The organism is Pseudomonas petrae (genome assembly GCF_021728295.1).
Classification (GTDB): domain Bacteria; phylum Pseudomonadota; class Gammaproteobacteria; order Pseudomonadales; family Pseudomonadaceae; genus Aquipseudomonas; species Aquipseudomonas petrae.
In genome coordinates this window covers 21777-40325 of the sequence record NZ_JAKJXE010000022.1, presented here as the reverse complement: position 1 = coordinate 40325, position 18549 = coordinate 21777, and the positions used below count along the sequence as shown (strand labels likewise).

The window sequence follows — 18549 nt, the reverse complement described above, 5'->3', positions numbered from 1 at the left end:
GTCAGCCGTCGCGCTTGAGGGAGGGCAGTTGCGCGGCCGCGTGGGGCACAAACAGGTAACCCTTGTTGCGCACGGTCTTGATCAGGCGCGGGTGATCCGGGTCGTCACCGATGCGCGGGCGGATTTTCGAGATGCGCACGTCGATGGAGCGGTCCTGGCCGTCGTAGCCGACGCCGCGCAGGGCGGTAAAGATTTCTTCGCGAGAGAGAATGCGCCCGGCATTGGCGACCAACAGCCACAACAGGTCGAATTCGGCGCTGGTCAGTTCGACGCTCTGGTCGTTGAGCCAGGCTTCGCGCAGGGTGTTGTCCACCACCAGCGCGCCGAATTCCAGCCGGCGCTGTTCCTGGACGGGGCTTTCGACGGTTTCGCTGCGCCTTAACAACGCATGGATGCGCGCAAGCAGAACCCGGGGATGCACCGGTTTGCCGACGTAGTCGTCAGCGCCCATGTCCAGACCCTGAATCTGGTCGCTGTCGTCGGTGCGCGCGGTGAGCATCAGGATCGGGCCGTCGTAGTGGCTGCGCACTTTGCGGCAGATGCTCAGGCCGTCTTCGCCGGGCAGCATGAGGTCGAGGATCACCAGATCCGGCTGCTCGTCGATGATTCGCTGCGCCGCCCGCGCGCCATCCCCTTCCAGGCTCACGCGCAGGCCGTTGTTTTCGAGGTAGTCGCGGGTGAGCTCGGCCAGCCGCTGGTCATCCTCGACGATCAGCACCTGCCAGGGTTGTTGCTGCACGGTGAGGCTCCTGGTGTTGTTCTTATTAATAGGTGTCTTGTGATGTGCTTCTGCCGAAGGCGTGGCGCGCTTGCCGGCGATGCGCCCGATCATGGGCAAATCGGGCGGCGGACACAACGCATTCGCCAGCAAGCCGGCTCCTACAGATTTTGCGGGCGTCTTTGGATTTTGCGTTTGCTGCAAACCGATTTTGCGAATGACCGCGATTATTGGATTCGACGCAAATCCACTGTAGGAGCGCGCTTGCCCGCGAATGCGGTCTGCCTGCGCCACCAATTTCGCCTGACCCACCGCTTTCGCCAGCAAGCTCACTCGCACATGAATAGCGTTTACTGCGCGACACGGTGGCGGTCTGGAACGACGAGAAATCTTCCGCAAATGCGCCGACAACCGCCCTTGCCAAATACGTTTTTTGTGATAGCGTTCGCGCCCGCAAAAAACCGGGCAATTGTTTTTCGCCGGCGTTTTCCACGATGAAAAAACAGTGACCAGCGGCCCATCCCAGACGCCATGCGGCCTACACGGGATTTCACCGTTTCACACACAAATTACACACAGCTTTATCCACAGGTCATGCGTTGCAGTAAGTGTCCGAAACGCATATCTTGTAGCCCTTCGACGGCGGAGACCCTACATGTGGGGTTTTCGCCCAAATCTCAAACACAAGTCAGGGCGCCATTTCAAGGTTTTTTTCTCGCGCATTACGTGTGCAGGAATGGCTGAATAACCGCCGAATCCACCGCTCTACCCCGCCAGCGCGAATGGCAGACCACCCAGCCTTGGGATCTGCGCGCAGCGGCACACGTGTTGCAACATCACACGCGCATTCTGCAACAGTTTTTCGGGTGACGGGCTCAAGTCCGGCACCCTTTTCGACTTCAACGCCAGGGAGGGTAAATCCACCTTCCCATTCGTCCTGAAGTCATGGCCTGACATTTGTCGGTTCACTGCCGCAAGACGAAACGGTGGGCGCGCACGTCGCGCCCAAACAAACTTAGAGAACGTGGAGACACCCATGCAAACCGACACAACTCGCGAGAATCCGCAGGCCACCGCGCCGCAGACAGGTGCGACCCAGCAGGACCTGTCCGCCACCGCTCCGGGTCAGCTGCGTGTGATCAAGCGTAACGGCACCGTCGTTGCGTACACCGATGACAAGATCACCGTCGCCATCACCAAGGCCTTTCTCGCAGTTGAAGGCGGCACCGCTGCCGCTTCGTCGCGTATCCACGACACCGTTGCGCGCCTGACCGAACAGGTCTCCGCGACCTTCAAGCGTCGCATGCCGTCGGGCGGCACCATCCACATCGAAGAAATCCAGGATCAGGTCGAACTGGCGCTGATGCGCGCCGGCGAGCAGAAAGTTGCCCGCGACTACGTGATCTACCGCAACGAGCGCTCCAAGGAGCGTGCCGGTCGCACGGCTGGCGAAACCACTGTGCACGCGCACCCGTCGATTCGCATCACCGCCAAAGACGGCAGCCTCGCGCCGCTGGACATGGGCCGCCTGAACACCATCGTCACCGAAGCGTGCGAAGGCCTGGCCGAGGTTGACGCCAACCTGATCCAGAGCGAAACCCTGAAAAACCTGTACGACGGCGTGGCGCTGACCGACGTCAACACCGCACTGGTGATGACCGCGCGCACCCTGGTTGAGCGTGAGCCGAACTACTCGTTCGTCACCGCCCGCCTGCTGATGGACACCCTGCGTGCCGAAGGCCTGGGTTTCCTCGGTGTCGCCGAAAGCGCCACTCACCACGAAATGGTCGACCTGTACGCCAAGGCGCTGCCGGCTTACGTCGAGAAAGGCATCCAGTTCGAACTGCTGAACCCGGTGCTGGCCGAATTTGACCTGGAAAAACTGGGCAAAGCGATCAACCACGAGCGCGACCAGCAGTTCACCTACCTGGGCCTGCAAACCCTGTACGACCGTTACTTCATCCATAAAGACGGCATCCGTTTCGAACTGCCGCAGATCTTCTTCATGCGTGTGGCCATGGGCCTGGCGATCGAAGAGAAAGCCCGCGAAGACCGCGCCATCGAGTTCTACAACCTGTTGTCGTCCTTCGACTACATGGCCTCGACCCCGACACTGTTCAACGCTGGCACCCTGCGTCCACAGCTGTCGAGCTGCTACCTGACCACCGTTCCGGATGACCTGTCGGGCATTTACCACGCCATCCACGACAACGCCATGCTGTCCAAATTCGCAGGCGGTCTGGGCAACGACTGGACCCCGGTTCGCGCGCTGGGCTCTTACATCAAGGGCACCAACGGCAAATCCCAGGGCGTCGTGCCGTTCCTGAAAGTGGTCAACGACACGGCCGTGGCCGTGAACCAGGGCGGCAAGCGCAAAGGCGCTGTCTGTGCGTACCTGGAAACCTGGCACATGGACATCGAAGAGTTCATCGAGCTGCGCAAGAACACCGGTGATGATCGTCGTCGTACCCACGACATGAACACCGCCAACTGGATCCCTGACTTGTTCATGAAGCGTGTCTTCGACGACGGCAAATGGACCCTGTTCTCACCGTCCGAAGTGCCTGATCTGCACGACCTGACCGGTAAAGCCTTCGAAGAGCGCTACGAGTACTACGAAGCACTGACCGAGTACCCAGGCAAGGTCAAGCTGTTCAAGACCATTCAGGCCAAAGACCTGTGGCGCAAAATGCTGTCCATGCTGTTCGAAACCGGCCACCCATGGCTGACATTCAAGGACCCGTGCAACCTGCGCAGCCCGCAGCAGCACGTCGGCGTAGTTCACAGCTCGAACCTGTGCACCGAGATCACCCTGAACACCAACAAGGACGAGATCGCGGTCTGCAACCTGGGCTCGATCAACCTGCCGAACCACATCGTCGACGGCAAGCTGGACACCGACAAGCTCAAGCGCACCATCGACGTTGCCGTGCGCATGCTCGATAACGTGATCGACATCAACTACTACTCGGTGCCGCAAGCGAGGAACTCCAACTTCCGTCACCGTCCGGTTGGTCTGGGCATCATGGGCTTCCAGGACGCGCTGTACCTGCAGCACATTCCTTACGGTTCCGATGCGGCCGTGGAATTTGCCGACCGTTCGATGGAAGCTGTCAGCTACTACGCGATCCAGGCGTCCTGCGATCTGGCGGACGAGCGCGGTGCCTACGAGACGTTCCAGGGTTCCCTGTGGTCCAAAGGCATCCTGCCGCTGGATTCGCAACAGATCCTGATCGAACAGCGTGGCCAGAAGTACATCGACGTCGACCTCAACGAAAGCCTGGACTGGGCGCCCGTGCGTGCTCGCGTTCAGAAAGGCATTCGTAACTCGAACATCATGGCCATCGCACCGACCGCCACCATCGCCAACATCACCGGCGTGTCGCAGTCGATCGAACCGACTTACCAGAACCTGTACGTGAAATCGAACCTGTCGGGCGAATTCACCGTGATCAATCCGTACCTGGTTCGCGACCTGAAAGCCCGCGACCTGTGGGACTCGGTCATGATTAACGACCTGAAGTACTACGACGGTTCGGTGCAGCAGATCGAGCGCATCCCGCAGGAGTTGAAAGACCTCTACGCAACGGCCTTCGAAGTGGACACCAAGTGGATCGTTGACGCGGCCAGCCGTCGTCAGAAGTGGATCGACCAGGCGCAGTCGCTGAACCTGTACATCGCCGGCGCATCGGGCAAGAAGCTGGACGTGACCTACCGCATGGCCTGGTACCGTGGTCTCAAAACCACTTACTACCTCCGTGCCCTGGCCGCGACCAGCACCGAGAAGTCGACCATCAACACCGGCAAGCTGAACGCCGTTTCCAGCGGTGGCCACGGCCCGGACGACTCGGCGATCACCGCCCCGCGTCCAGCCGAAGCGGGACCGGCCGGTCCCGCGCCAGTGCCTAAAGCCTGCGCGATCGACGAGCCGGACTGCGAAGCCTGCCAGTAACCCCCCTGACAAGCGCCTCCTCCTGTAGGAGCGCGCTTGCCCGCGAAGCAGTTCACGCAACATCGCGACCCGGGAGCCAAACGCTCCCGGCCCTCGCCGCCCCTCCCCCGTTTCAGCTACACTCCCCTCATTCCCAGCCAGGAGAATGCCCATGCCAGCTGCCTCGCTAGAGTCCAAAAAAGCCTACTGCGCCAGAACGCGACGCTCCAACTACGCCGCCAGCCTTCGTCTGGAAGGTTTCGAGAGTTCGCCCGCCGACTCCGAACGCCGCCTGCCCTCCCGGGAAGAGCTGCTCACCAGTTACCGCAAAAAACAGGCCTGATGGTCGACAAATACGGCGTCGGACAAGACCCCTACTGTCCGCCCGGCAGCACCGTGCTGCGCAACCGCCTCGACCTGACCGACGCAAAAACCCTGGCGCAAGCCGAGCGCGACCTTTCCGAAGTCGCCGCTGAATCCATCGACTTCTCCCCTCCTCCTTACGACCTGCCCTACCTGCAAGCCATCCACCGCCAACTGTTCGCCGATCTTTATGACTGGGCGGGCGAACTGCGCACCGTCGACATCTCCAAAGATCAGACCCACTTCTGCGTGACCCACCGCATCGAGCCCGAGGCCGATAAGTTGTTCAAGGTACTGGCCGACGCGAACTGGTTTCAGGAACTGGATCGGGGGCGCCTGATTGCGGCGAGTGCTGAGCTGTTTGGTGATCTGAACGTGATTCATCCGTTTCGGGAAGGAAACGGGCGTGCGCAGCGGATTTTGTTTGAGCACATCGTTGTGAATGCGGGGTTTGAGATCAGTTGGTGGCCGGTGGAGCCGGAGGAATGGATACGGGCGAATGTGGATGCGGTGGGGGGTGATTATGAGGGGATGGTGCGGGTGTTTGAGCGGTGTGTTGGGGGGGCGATTGGGGTTACGGCTGAGTGACGCGCCTCGATTCAAACACCGCAGGCGCGAGCGCCTTTTGTCAGGTCAGCCCTCGTTGAAATGAGCGGTGTAAGCGCTCGCGTTTCCATGGACGTCACGTATCTCGGGCGTCTTCAGGGTCAAGGGCATTTATCAGCCGTTGACCTGCGTCACAAACACCGACACATGACGAAATACGCAGTTCCACAAACACCATATCGTGTGTATTCTTACGCCTCTGACCACTAGATAGGCGATTCGGAATCAGTGAATCACGGTCAGGTCAAGAAAAATCCAGCGTGCGTTCGCCCTGTCGAACGACCGTTGAAAATGACGGATAAACGGGTCGCAGCACAGACGTGCGGAGCAAATTTCCGTATACTCGCGCCCCCCAATCAAGGACAACGCCATGACCCACTGCGCAGCCAAAGCCGACCGGATTTCCACGGTCACCACGTGCCTGCCATGTCCGCGTTTCGCTCCGCTCCCGGGTGACGGCCCTAGCGCCTGACAGCCTTCACCGGAACCCCGAACACACAAGATTCAAGAGAGCCCTCTCTCGACCGCTGTATGGCGTGACCCGTGTCACAACAGCAGCAAACAGATTACTCAAATCCACAGGCCGCTCAAATAAGCGGTCCTCTAGCAGGAGCCTCCTCACCATGCTGAGCTGGGACGAATTCGACAAGACCGACGAAGCTGAACCCGCCAAAGGCGCCAACGCCGGCCACGCTTCCGAAGCCGCGATGGACAAACTCGACAGCGCCGGTGGTGCTGCCGCGCTTGAAGCACGCGCCGTCAGCGCAAACGACTCGGCCGCCATTGCCCGCGCCAAAGCTGAGCTGGACAAACTGGACGTCGCCGAAGGTCTTGCCGAACTCGAAGGCTCCGCCGCCCGCGTCGCGGTCGACGAAAAACGCATGATCAACTGCCGCGCCGACCTCAACCAGCTCGTGCCTTTCAAGTACGACTGGGCCTGGCAGAAATACCTCGACGGCTGCGCCAACCACTGGATGCCGCAAGAGGTCAACATGACCACGGACATCGCCCTCTGGAAAGACCCGGAAGGCCTGACCGACGACGAGCGCCGCATCGTCCTGCGCAACCTGGGCTTCTTCTCCACCGCCGACTCCCTGGTTGCCAACAACCTCGTGCTGGCGGTGTATCGCCTCATCACCAACCCTGAATGCCGCCAGTACATCCTGCGCCAGGCCTTCGAGGAAGCGATCCACACCCACGCCTACCAGTACTGCATCGAATCGCTGGGCATGGACGAAGGCGAGATCTTCAACATGTACCACGAGATCCCGTCGGTCGCCAAAAAGGCAGCCTGGGGCCTCAAATACACCCGCTCGATCTCCGATCCGAAGTTCGAAACCGGCACCGTCGAGACCGACAAAGAACTGCTGCGCAACCTGATCGCCTACTACTGCGTCCTGGAAGGCATCTTCTTCTACTGCGGCTTCACCCAGATCCTCTCCATGGGTCGCCGCAACAAAATGACCGGCGTCGCAGAACAGTTCCAGTACATCCTGCGTGACGAGTCCATGCACCTGAACTTCGGCATCGACGTGATCAACCAGATCAAAATCGAAAACCCACACCTGTGGGACGCCGAAATGAAGGAAGAAGCAACCCAGATGATCCTGCAAGGGACCCAACTGGAAATCGAATACGCCCGCGACACCATGCCCCGCGGCGTACTGGGCATGAACGCAGCGATGATGGAGGACTACCTCAAGTTCATCGCGAACCGTCGTTTGTCGCAGATTGGTCTGAAGGAAGAGTATCCAGGTACCACGAACCCATTCCCATGGATGAGCGAGATCATGGACTTGAAGAAAGAGAAGAACTTCTTTGAGACGCGGGTTATTGAGTATCAGACCGGTGGGGCTTTGAGCTGGGATTGATTTGATCTCGACTTAGTAAGCTGCACACGAAAGGGCTGCCAGAAATGGTGGCTCTAATTTTTCAGACAGCGAAAGTGCAATATGGGGTACTCATCCTTATGCCTAGACTATTCTATAAGACAACCGCCACGCGTGGTACACGTGTCTAGGTTCACGATGCAGCGTAAGCTTGCCAAGACAATTCTATGTTATATGCTGTCATTAGATACTTAAGAAAGCGGACTCAACGACCATAGGCTTACCATCGAATTGAGCAGCCAAGTAACTGACCTACCGCTCGGTCATGCTTCTTGACTGATATACATGGTGAAAAGAAGACTAGTAATAGTTCAAAGTAGGTACTCAGAGGTGTTTAGTTAAGCGGCCTAAAAGCTTGGTGCAATCAGACCGTATCAGTTATAAATATAATTTAAAGCTGGCCGATCAACTTCTAAAAGGTTCGAACTCATCAAAGCCGATACGCGACAGGTCTGCCCCTAGCTGCTGAGATACCCGCAAAGCCCTGCGCTGCTTTAGATCACCAATCCACTCAAACTGAAAGCCTCCTATATCAGTGAAAACGAATCCCCCATGAGCGGTTCTCGCTGCAGCGACGCGTAGTGAAGCGTCGCAAAGTATGGGCTCGAAGGTGAACGAGACCGATTTAGTATAAGCTTTATCAATCAAGTCCAAGCCAATATAGTCAATGCTACCAAGTGGACTGAGTAAAGGAACAACGTGCTGCGGGCGGCTCGTTGCAACGCCCAACGGAACAAAGAAAAATGCGGTTTTTGTCTTAACGCGAACGCTATCGCAAGCGGCCTGCAGACATAACCAGTATTCACCAGCCTTGCGAAGGATGCTTCCGAGCCTCAACACAGGTAATGCACCGCTGCCGTCGTTGAACATACGACTGCCGGGAAACGCTCGAATACCCGTCAAAGATGCGAACTCATGCATATTATTATCAGCGTCCTCAATGCTCGTTGAAAAAACTGAAGGCCACCCATGCTCGTAATCATTTTTATTTGGCTTCGGTTCAGCGGTAAAACTTAGATAACGTTTGTTACGCCCCTGAATCACAAAATCTTTAACCTCTGTAACCGCCGCTTTAGCGATGAATGGTTTGCCCTCTCTTTGAAAGTGAAAATCCAAGTGATCGCTGCCTTTAGCAATCACATCAATTCGATTAGAAATAGCACTTGCACCTGCCCACCGGCGGACGACACCATCGCGATCAACTAGATTCTTGAGTTCACTTAATAATATGTCTAGGGCGTACTGCTCAGCTTCCTCCGCTTCAACGATCGCCGCTCTATGCAGGAAATACGGGCCGTCCATATTGCCGTTAAACCTAGACAGAAGGTGATGCGCGACGCCTCTGATCGACGCGACCGCCGCCAATGCAACGTTCGAGAGTAAGCCTTCAGTAATAGAGGCGAATTCATTCAACAACCGGTTAGGAAGCTCACTTTCGGAAACCTGATAATTTGAGAACTGCGCCGGCACCTGCGTGCCGTGCTTCTTGAACAAACAAACTATCTTCAGTCCGCCTTTCCCATTTATAAATGAGTCGCCCAAACGAAGACTCAGAGTTTCTCTATCGGACAAGCTGAAGCTTTCAAAAATACTAGAGAGAATTACATCTAGACGTTTGTCGCCAGTATAAATCGAGATAAGCCTTAAGCGTCCAAACCTCTCAAGATCGGAATAAACGATACCCTTAATCAGCTTTCTCGCTGTCTCACCTGAATCGTTAAACATTTCCCAGTCGAGACTAACAATATCTACTCGTGCAGCCGCTTTGACAACGCGGCCTACTATATCTTCATCCTTAGTCTGCGGACACAGCACTGAACATATTAGCCCGAGTTCCATAGCGGTATCGATCAATAATTTTGAGTCAAGCTGATGTAGCACCTCAGACACCTTAGTCGCTACATCATTTTCATCTGCCGCAGATCTTGCAGTACGCCTTGTAGGAGCCACCAGCTTGTCTACCGGCTCGTGAACAGAAATGCCAGCCTGATCATCCACAACGATCATAGTCTGAGCAAACTCGCTGGCCGCAGCAAGACGATCTGAGGAAAAATTATTCAAATCCATATCAATTGATATCCTTAGCGTTTGATTCCTCGACGGGCTTTATTATAAAGGACGAGCCGAGAGCAGAGTCCACTAGTGCAAGTTCATAACCCACTTCGGCCATAGACTGGCGGGATATATAAAGCCCCATTCCCCGCCCACCTGGCCGACGAGAAAAATTCAGGGAAAAAATATTAACTCGATCTCCGAGCCTAATCCCTGGCCCATTATCACTGACAACCCAACCATCCTGCTGATTCGAAAGCGTAATTTCTCTATCTCGGTCATTAATTCGTTGTAACCAAAAAATAGCGTTATCGACAAGATTAACGAAAACAGGATAAAAAGATGAGGTAAAGCCTTGGACTGAGCTTTCGATAAAGCTTTTAGTAGCGATAAGCTGGATTTTATTAGTCTGAAGGCGTTCACCAAACAGATTCACCAAAAAGTCATATATGTGCTTCCCTGTTATATCAACAGGCTTTCGGTACAGTCTGCGATCCAGCGGGGTGAACAGGGTCAGATAACCATCTAGATGATCGAAGCTTGCCCGCATGTCCATATAGAGCTTATCGAGCGCCGGATTTTCCGCTGCCCAGGCTTTTAGCCGTCTAAAACCGTCGCGCAGCGCACCCACAGTTTTTTCAAACTCATGAGTAACTGTGCTAAGCGCCATTCCGATTTGTGCCAACTCCAGATCCGCATCGCGTCGTTCTTGCAAAGCGTCCAGCTCTTCCTCCAAAGCTTCCGCGAGTTCCGCAGTATCGAAAGAGCCAGAGTTTTGGAGCGCATATACTGTTGAAAGTTGGTCACGCAAACGAATAAGTTTTGTAGTCTCTGCGATATAAACTTCTTCGATCCTTGCTTCGATAGAGCGTCGGATATTTGAGAACTCTGCATCTTTGGTCGAAACCCGTTGACAATTAGCAAGCTCAGCTATCGCGTCGTCAACTGCGTGATTGACTGATCGAAAACAATCCTTGGCCGCTGATCTAATCTGTACTGCCACTTTAGACGCTAATTCTTCAGACTCAACTTTAAGCTTTCTCGTACCCTTTATGACCAAGTCCGCTTTTTCTCTTATGGAAAACTCGAGCCTGGATATATGGTCAATCGGGATCTTAGTAGACTCTGCTACTTCAGAAATCAAAGACTCAATCTCTTGCTCAGCGCGGTAAAACACCTCAACATTCAGCCGCTCCGACTGCTCAAGATAACCTACCCACTGATTATTAAGAGCGCGGGGAAGCCCAACCCCGCGCGGCTTGGATATGGTAATAGACTGACGCTCGGCGTCGATTGCACGTAGAGCATCCTTCTCAATTGAAACAACTGAAGCGGCTTTATAGCCATCAGACTGCTCACCCCCTAGTACGCTTTCTATCCTTGTTTTAGTCGTTCTCAGTATTTCACTAAGCTTTCGCTGGGGCGTGTTATCTTCAATTTTGGTAAAAAAAGCCTCAAGCTCCGATCTGAGTTCATTCCGCTTTAATCCCACTTGCAAGGATTTTTTCTTTCGCACATTGGCGGCAGTGTTCAGCAACATCTTAGTATCTTGCCACTGATCTGCGTAACGGCCTTCTTCGCGAAAAAAATCAGCTGCGGATTGGATGAAGAAATTCATCAATATTGAGCGAAAATCCCTGTAAGCTTTATTTTCTCTAAATCCTTCACGACCAGCCTTTTCTGTTAATCTACTATTATCTGCTCCATTAAGCTCAATCACTCCAAAAAGACGACGATAAGAATAAAAGTAGTAACTTGCCCCCAGATTTCGTCTGCGCTCAATATCTAAAAAGTCGTAGTCGGAATCACCGTAGGGTTGAACTCTGACCCCATCTCTATAAATATAAATCCCCCCATGCCTATCAAGCTTTTGCTTGAGTTTAGCGTACCCTTCACTGGAAAGAAGCGAGTCTCGTTCCGCTCCTTGCAAATAGGCAAATGAGAGGGAGAAACGTCCGCACGCGGTTGGGGTACCATCCGCCTTGTCCCAATTTAATACATATGGCTCAGGCTCCTTCTGATACACGCCGATATTTCCCTGAAACTGGCCGAACTCATCGAAAGTACCAATAACATGGTGATCAACCTCGTTGAATTCTTGAGGGGAAAAAAAAGCCTTATCGCCTATTCGTTCAATAGGCGTCCCTTCATCCACATAGTCTCGAAACTTAGTGAGGATAGGTGGTTTTTTAAACCCGGGCGTCATTGTATTCGTAAAGCCGATTAAATTCTTCTCGAATCGCGTTGCTTTGCGCTCATCGGACCTGTTATCAATATCATCTTTTATTAGATCATCAGTTGGAGTTATGTAAAAGTGAGTACCAAAACCATCTCCACAAAGTGACGGCTGGCCAAGTTCGGATGAGAGCAGCGAGGGGTCCACATCAAAACTTTTAACTTGACGAATTACTGATTGTAACGCACGCGGATCTATTCGATATTTAAATTTATCAAGTGAGGACAATAACTCCTCAACCATCGAAGCAATCAACCCGCGATCAGGCATCGTACCCGGCTCAATTTCCCGTACAGGGATGACAACTTCTTCCAGATCCAAACCTGGCAGTTCAAAAACGCCCCAGTTAATGTAAGCCACTACCGTACTTATGGGCAGCAGACCAACCCTCTTCGCTCGGGAGACGATTAGTACTTGTGGTCCTAATACGGCGATCGCAAGTCGGCCAATACCTTTTTCTCCTAATATTGGCCTTTCATCCTGATCTGGATCTTTGGGAGGCTTCTCCAGACCTTTAGAGCCAACCTTGCTATCCGTCCCTAACGTTAGCCAGCGCTGCTCGAAATCATATTTCGACATGCCGAGACCGTCATCTCTGAGTACTAATAGATTTTCACCTCGAAAAAAATCAACTTCGGCATTCCTGGCATAAGCGTCGTGCGCATTTTTGAATAGCTCACTTATGGCAGTTGGTATACCTGCTATCTGCTGGCGGCCTAACATGTCTACCGTCCTGGCACGTACTTTAAACCTGGCCATTAAGCCTCCTGCGCTAGCCGATGCGCCGCATAATGTCGGCGGAATTCATTGCCAAAAATCTCTGCCATCTTAACTGGGACAGCGTTGCCTACCTGTCTGGCCATTGAATTCAAATTACCATGAAATGTGAAATCCCTAGGAAAAGTTTGGATACATGCTGCCTCGCGTAGACTTATTGCACGGTTTTCCTCGGGATGCCCAAACCGACCGTTGGAAAGGCTTATGCAGCGAGTGGTTAAAGCCGATGCCGGCTTGTCCCAAGCCACCCGTCCATAAACGTCGGTGTGTCCAGAATAATTCTTATGGCAATCTAGCCAAAGCCGCTCTGGCCAGCATTCCCGCCCCGCGCCAGGCGGCGTTAGTGAAATCCTTTCTAAGTTAAGTGCCGACAACTGTGCAGCACGATGCATCGGGTCATCTGGATCCGTCTGCCCTGCCTCAAGCTTTGAAAGTCCATGTATCCACTCTGCAACGGTAGGCAATCCGGGCTGTTCGGTACCTGGCCCGTGAGTCATGGGCGGCATTTTAATCGGGCCTAACGAGCTCGCGATAAGCACTAGGCGCCGTCGGCGCTGTGGAACACCATAGTGATACGCCATAACTATCTTATAGTCATAGCAGTAGTTTAAATCCTCAAGTAGAGCCAAGAATTTTGCAAATGGTCCATCCACTTTATCCACTGCCTGCATACCTGGTACATTCTCAATGAAAATATATTCAGGTTGAAACTCATCAACAAACTTGTGAAATTCGGGCAGTAGTGTTCTTCGTAAATCGTCACCTTTTTGTTGGCGGTTTTGCTTGGAAAATGGTTGACATGGAGCGCACGCGCCGAACACCCTCGGTTCAGCGTCAGTGATGATATTTTTTCTGATATCAGCTGCTTTTAAACTGCGTATATCAGCACACAAGAACCCTGCAGCTGGGAAATTAGCTCGAAAAGTCGCAGCTGCATCTTCGTCGATGTCTATACCCAACCGCACGGTAAGGCCTGCAGCGCTCATGCCACGGCTTGTCCCACCGCAACCACTGAAAAAATCATAGAAATTCAGGCGACCTACTCCTAATGCCTTAGCTGCCATCAACCCGGAGCTAAGCTAGCCAGCAAAAAATTTCCGCATCATACCTAAGCTGGGAATGCCAGTCATAGCCCCCCGTTTGAGTCTGAGGACGCTTCAATTGCCAAGCCCTGATCGGCGCATGAGCGCGCTGAAGTCGACCCATCCGCTGTTTCCATAAAGTACCGGGCCCTGAGAGGGTTGAATGATGAGTGCACCTTGCTCGAGGTCAAACGGTATTACCCATAGCTGAAGCTGATTGGTGAAGTCGAAAGCAGGCAAAAACCATGTAAACGATGTCTGATTTGGATAAACCATCACCAAATTTCCTCGCCCTCCTAGGTATTTTTGGCCATAAGCGAATAGCTGATAAAAGTCCTGTTGACTCAGGCCATAGTTTTCCCGGCTAGCGCCGCCATCCAGCCGCTTCCATTTCGTGTCCAAAACCCAGCTCTTGTCGCCCTGAGTGATTATCAGATCCGGCCGCAACTGAAAAACTTTCCTCCCCTCATGCTTACAAAGATATTCGCTCCGACGCTCGACACGCAGAGTCGCATCCGGCGGAAGGGAATCGCGCAGACACGCCGCCACGTAACGTTCGAACAGCTTTTCCATAGGAAAAAGCAAGCTCATGCCCTGCCATTCGCCAGCAATCGCTAAAGGCGTCTTTTGCTGAATGATCAGTTCACACCAAGGCTTTATGGGCTGGTAATGAGCCATAAGCCGATCGTTGCGCCACTGTTTAAAGTCCTTCTTGATGTCACGGCTGGTCGGAAGCTCTATCAGCATTGAGCGCAGTTCGTGGGCTAATCGCCAATTGCCAGGCTCCCGAGTCGCCTTGCACACGATGTCCAACGCTGCTTTTAACAAACGGTTTTCAGCACGATCTGGATGGAACAGGTCATGCCGAATCTGAAAGTGATGCTGGCGCCCAGGTGGTTGACGCATCTGGCGAGCGGTGTCGAGTTGGCCACGTAGGTAACGCTGCTCCTCCTCCACACGTTGGTAATCAAAACGCAGGCCTCGCTTGATCAAATGGTCGAGTGCTTGCAGAAAGCTGCTCATCACCCACTCCGTCAGTGGGGTATCAAAGCGCTGCAGTGCAGTAGCACCGACTTCCCGAGTGGGCAGCTTTAACGATTTTTGGATCATCCGCCTGAGCAATGCTCGGCTTTGCTGAATGCAATCTCCTTCTTCGAAATGCTTGGGGAGGATTTCGATACGAGTGCCGCAAGGCGTCTCCAGCACCCCTACGTAATTATCGAGCTTTAGCCATCGCCGATCTTCGACCTGAACGAGCGCGGCACCGGCCTTGCTGAAGCGCGAGCTCAATTCGCACAACCAGTCGAACGCTGAAGCGGAGACATGTGCCCTATCCAAACTTGGGTTTGGGACGTGGCTGGTTGTGAGCCGAGCATACTCTCGGACTATCACATTGGCCTTCACGCTGATTGTTCGCCCAGCGATTTGATTACTTTGCGGCCGAGCCTGCGGGTGTTCAGCGGCGTCCCACTGCTTGTCAACGTCGAGATGTTGAGCGTTTCAGCCAGATCGCGAAGTACAGGTTTTGAGGGTTTTACTAATACACCGTTGCGTAGGACTTCAATTGTGCCTGAGTCCGATTGGCGCACTGTCAAATCGCCGGATGTAGCTTCCACCGCTTTGTAACGCGGCTGAGCTGTTGCTTTGATTGTGTGATCAATGATGCCGAGGTAGGCATCGATATTTTTGAACGCAGCAGGATCTAGCTCCCAGCGCTCGCCGTGCTGACTGACCGTGACATCGTCGCCGAACAGCTCGCTGATATTCTGAATGGGCTGCAGCAGAAAACGATTTGTGGGTTCCTTACGATGATCATTCAGCACCCACTGAATCCGCTGCCAATCCTCGAAGAAATATTCCTGGAGCAACGGGATGATCTGTTCCCGAAAAATTCCCTCCAACCGCTCCACAGTCGGCTCTGATTTCAGTGGCAAGAAGTACGCGTGCCCCAAGCAATGATCGCGATCAAGCAAAACCGAAATGCGTTCATTCATAACGCTGAGGAGCTCATCGATAGGTACGCCGTCTACCTCCACCTCGTCGAGCAACTCTGGGTTTGGTGCTACCTCAATGAACGTGAAACGTCGACGAAGGGCGATATCAAGCGCTGCCAACGAGCGGTCGGCGGTATTCATAGTCCCTATGAGGTGAACATCAGCCGGAACGCTAAAACGCTCCTTTGAGTAAGGCAATGTCACTTCCAATGCTTCCGGTGCGCCTGCTCGCTTGGAGGGCTCGATCAGAGTGATCAGCTCGCCGAAGATGCGAGAAATGTTGCCTCGATTAATTTCATCAATGATGAGCACCCGTTTGCTATGTGAAGGTGAGTCGGCCTCGCTTACCGGCGCCCCTTTCAGAACGCGTTCCACAAGCGCAGGCATTATGTTGTTGTAGCCATTGACAAGGTTAGGTTCGAGTGTCGTCCCGACCGCAGCCAGCTTAGGAAATACCCGCTTCTCGGCAATATCATCGAGCGTCAACTCACCGCGCCTTACATGCTGGGCCAGTTTCCGCAGCATGCTCATTCCGATTGGAAGCTCATTACCTTTAGGCTTTTTCAGCTCGAGCACATCCCCTGAGCAATAGGTCACAACGTAACCGCCAATCTTCTCGCCCGTGCGGAATAGGTTTTTGCCCAACGACCCTTGCGCGCCCAAATCTGCGTTTAGCAATTGGCTAAGCTTGGTTTTATCAATCGCAGCTTGCGCTAACTCATACAGAGTCCGTTGGGTGAACTTCACGTTTGTGAGCTGCTGGTAAGGTAATGAAGTGCTATAGGTGCGGAGCCATTTAACAGGTCGGCACTGTGCGTAGTCGGCGTCGCGTTCCTCGCCAGAGAGACAACGATAATCGCCGGTGACCTCTCCGATTGCTCGGAACTTGGCGTTCCCGCCGGTGATTACCAACAGGTCTCCCGTTTTCATGCGAACCACGAAATCCGTCACGGCTTTCACAGCGTAAGCACCGCTCTGCATCGGCTGTCCGGCCGCCGCAAACCGGTCAGCTACGTCCTCGCGGCTTTTGCATCCAGCGAAATCAATTCTGTCGCCATAACCCAGCAAGGCAAAATTGGACGCTATGCAGTCGTCGTAGACGTAGGCGTCGCTCCCTTGCGTGTTGCCCAGTGACATCTTCCAGATTCTGGACTTGGAGATATCAGCAGATGCGGACTCCTCATGGGTCACCTTCGCGGTGGCCGGGGTACTGCACAAGCTTTTGAATATTCCATCAATCACGTCGTAAGTGATATGGCCGTCTTCATCGGTATCAGCCCGCAGCCCCTCCACAAAGTCTTCGTAGCTGAAGCTTTGGTGGAAGGTGACAAATTTAACGTGCTCGGCGGCGACCAGCGCATCAAAACGCGCCTTTAAGGCCTCCCTGTTGCCGCGATTAGATTGCAGAAACGCAGGATCAAGGATCTGCAATGCGGCTTCCACAGTCGCGTAGGTTTTCCCTGTGCCAGGAGGACCAAAGAAAATTTGATTGAGCGAAGCCATGGGAGAACATCCTTGTAGGAGAATTCCTCAATCTTTGTCCATATGGCCACTATCGGTAAAGCGCTAACGACTTTGATGCGGAAATAACTTTGTGATCACGACTGCGGTTTAGGGTTTGCTGCCGCTTCGCGCCAGATGGCGGGACAAGCCACGCTCCCACGGATGGCCTCAATCAAATCCTATAGCGTGGTCCCGGTTACTCACTTGAGCAAGACAAGATGAACTCTCTATCGCAACGAGCCAACTAGCCGATACCCTTTCATCAGCGTCACCTCATCGCGAGCAAGCTCACTCCTACAGGTCCAGCAGCGCTCACCAAATTTCCACCACAACGGACTCAGAAAAGACCACGGATATGGCCAAGAAAACCTCCAATCTAGAAGCCCTCATTTTTCTCGCCAGCAAGCTACCTTGGTGGATCAGCGTTGTTCTCGCCGTGGCGTGTGCAGTCTGGCTGCACTCGGTGGCCATTGCTCCGCTCCCAACAAACCTAGATCCGCGCCATTTCGACAAGATGGTTTCCGCGTCGGCCTTTAGAGGCATGGCCATGTTCGGGCAATTCTTTATTCCCCTGATACTCACCGCCGGCGCCATCGCTTCAATCATCGGCCGCCGCAAACGCCGCAATCTCCTAGAATCCGCCGCCACTGCCACAGGCAATCCACTGTTAGGCATCACCTGGCACGAATTCGAATTACTGGTAGGCGAAGCCCTACGTCGGCGCGGCTACTCAGTACGAGAAACAGGCAAAAACGGCCCGGACGGCGGCATCGATTTGATTGCGCGCAAGGACGGCGAGACGTATGTGGTGCAGTGCAAGCAGTGGCGTTCGGTGCAGGTGGGTGTGCCAGTGGTGCGGGAGTTGTATGGCGCGATGGCGGCTGAAGGCGCTGTCGGCGGTTTCGTGGTTACCAGTGGGACGTTCACCAAACCGGCGAGGGATTTTGCGGCAGGTCGCAACGTGCAATTGGTCGACGGCACAGTGCTGAAACAGTGGATCGCCGAGGCGAAGAAGCCCGGTCCACAACCAACCGTCGAGGTGGTGCCAGAGCGTGTCGAGCCAGCAATCGTTGAGCCGGAGGTTGTCGTTACGGCAAGCCCCGCTCCAGATCCAGCTCCGATTCCCGTTCAAGCGCCGGCTCCAACCGCGACGCCACCCGTCACACGAGAAGCCGAGCCTGAACCTGCTGCACCACTCTGCCCGCACTGTCGCAAAGCCATGGTGATACGTGTCGCCAGAACAGGCGCCAACGCCGGCGGGAATTTCTGGGGTTGTGTGGCTTATCCGAAATGCCGTGGGATCCGTGCGATTTTCGCGCCGATGACCGCGAAGTAACGCCGCCAGACCAGATGAGCACGTCGGCCAACCCCTGGACGTGCTCCGCACAAATCTCGCAC

General features: G+C 54.1%; 11 protein-coding genes. 5 read left to right on the top strand and 6 right to left on the bottom strand.

Going from position 1 to position 18549, the window contains the following annotated elements:
• Position 1 precedes the first annotated feature (1 nt).
• Positions 2–739: a response regulator gene (locus L4G42_RS25090; RefSeq protein WP_237254650.1), complete on the bottom strand. Its 738-nt coding sequence runs from the start codon at positions 737–739 to the stop codon at positions 2–4.
• Positions 740–1754: 1015 nt separating this feature from the next.
• Between L4G42_RS25090 and L4G42_RS25085 the strand changes: the two genes are divergently transcribed.
• The 4 genes from L4G42_RS25085 to L4G42_RS25070 all read left to right on the top strand — a co-directional run bounded on the left by L4G42_RS25085 (position 1755) and on the right by L4G42_RS25070 (position 7489).
• Entirely contained in the window at positions 1755–4670 is a 2916-nt protein-coding gene (locus L4G42_RS25085) for a ribonucleoside-diphosphate reductase subunit alpha (RefSeq protein WP_237254649.1), read from the top strand.
• Between the two features lie 151 nt (positions 4671–4821).
• On the top strand, positions 4822–4992 hold the full coding sequence (locus tag L4G42_RS25080; RefSeq protein WP_192172937.1) for a YhfG family protein: 171 nt from the start codon (positions 4822–4824) through the stop codon (positions 4990–4992).
• The gene (locus tag L4G42_RS25075; RefSeq protein WP_237254648.1) at positions 4992–5600 is read left to right on the top strand and encodes a putative adenosine monophosphate-protein transferase Fic; all 609 of its coding nucleotides are present in this window, start codon (positions 4992–4994) and stop codon (positions 5598–5600) included. Before L4G42_RS25080 ends, L4G42_RS25075 begins: the two co-directional genes overlap by 1 nt.
• A gap of 641 nt (positions 5601–6241) precedes the next feature.
• Positions 6242–7489 carry a ribonucleotide-diphosphate reductase subunit beta gene (locus L4G42_RS25070; protein ID WP_237254647.1) on the top strand — a complete coding sequence of 416 codons (1248 nt, stop codon included), beginning with the start codon at positions 6242–6244 and terminating at the stop codon, positions 7487–7489.
• Positions 7490–7912: 423 nt separating this feature from the next.
• On the opposite strand, the gene L4G42_RS25065 is transcribed toward L4G42_RS25070, so the two are convergent.
• The 5 genes from L4G42_RS25065 to L4G42_RS25045 form a co-directional block, all read right to left on the bottom strand.
• The gene (locus tag L4G42_RS25065; RefSeq protein WP_237261281.1) at positions 7913–9574 is read right to left on the bottom strand and encodes a response regulator receiver domain; all 1662 of its coding nucleotides are present in this window, start codon (positions 9572–9574) and stop codon (positions 7913–7915) included.
• 1 nt (position 9575) lies between these two features.
• Entirely contained in the window at positions 9576–12518 is a 2943-nt protein-coding gene (locus tag L4G42_RS25060) for an ATP-binding protein (protein WP_237261278.1), read from the bottom strand.
• 35 nt (positions 12519–12553) lie between these two features.
• Positions 12554–13636 (bottom strand): DNA cytosine methyltransferase, encoded by a 1083-nt coding sequence (locus L4G42_RS25055; RefSeq protein WP_272904128.1) that lies wholly within the window; start codon positions 13634–13636, stop codon positions 12554–12556.
• 93 nt (positions 13637–13729) lie between these two features.
• Entirely contained in the window at positions 13730–15058 is a 1329-nt protein-coding gene (locus L4G42_RS25050; protein WP_237260025.1) for an McrC family protein, read from the bottom strand.
• Complete coding sequence (locus tag L4G42_RS25045) at positions 15055–17151, bottom strand: AAA family ATPase (protein ID WP_237260024.1); 2097 nt, start codon at positions 17149–17151, stop codon at positions 15055–15057. Before L4G42_RS25045 ends, L4G42_RS25050 begins: the two co-directional genes overlap by 4 nt.
• Before the next feature lie 355 nt (positions 17152–17506).
• Here L4G42_RS25045 and L4G42_RS25040 point away from each other — a divergent pair, with 355 nt between their 5' ends.
• Positions 17507–18487 (top strand): restriction endonuclease, encoded by a 981-nt coding sequence (locus L4G42_RS25040; RefSeq protein WP_237254383.1) that lies wholly within the window; start codon positions 17507–17509, stop codon positions 18485–18487.
• Positions 18488–18549 lie beyond the last annotated feature (62 nt).

Excerpts from the sequence above, each read along its gene's own strand:
- L4G42_RS25085 (WP_237254649.1), top strand. The coding sequence starts at position 1,755 with ATGCAAACCGACACAACTCGCGAGAATCCGCAGGCCACCGCGCCGCAG.
- L4G42_RS25080 (WP_192172937.1), top strand. The coding sequence starts at position 4,822 with ATGCCAGCTGCCTCGCTAGAGTCCAAAAAAGCCTACTGCGCCAGAACG.
- L4G42_RS25075 (WP_237254648.1), top strand. The coding sequence starts at position 4,992 with ATGGTCGACAAATACGGCGTCGGACAAGACCCCTACTGTCCGCCCGGC.
- L4G42_RS25070 (WP_237254647.1), top strand. The coding sequence starts at position 6,242 with ATGCTGAGCTGGGACGAATTCGACAAGACCGACGAAGCTGAACCCGCC.
- L4G42_RS25065 (WP_237261281.1), bottom strand. The coding sequence starts at position 9,574 with ATGGATTTGAATAATTTTTCCTCAGATCGTCTTGCTGCGGCCAGCGAG.
- L4G42_RS25060 (WP_237261278.1), bottom strand. The coding sequence starts at position 12,518 with ATGTTAGGCCGCCAGCAGATAGCAGGTATACCAACTGCCATAAGTGAG.
- L4G42_RS25055 (WP_272904128.1), bottom strand. The coding sequence starts at position 13,636 with ATGGCAGCTAAGGCATTAGGAGTAGGTCGCCTGAATTTCTATGATTTT.
- L4G42_RS25045 (WP_237260024.1), bottom strand. The coding sequence starts at position 17,151 with ATGGCTTCGCTCAATCAAATTTTCTTTGGTCCTCCTGGCACAGGGAAA.
- L4G42_RS25040 (WP_237254383.1), top strand. The coding sequence starts at position 17,507 with ATGGCCAAGAAAACCTCCAATCTAGAAGCCCTCATTTTTCTCGCCAGC.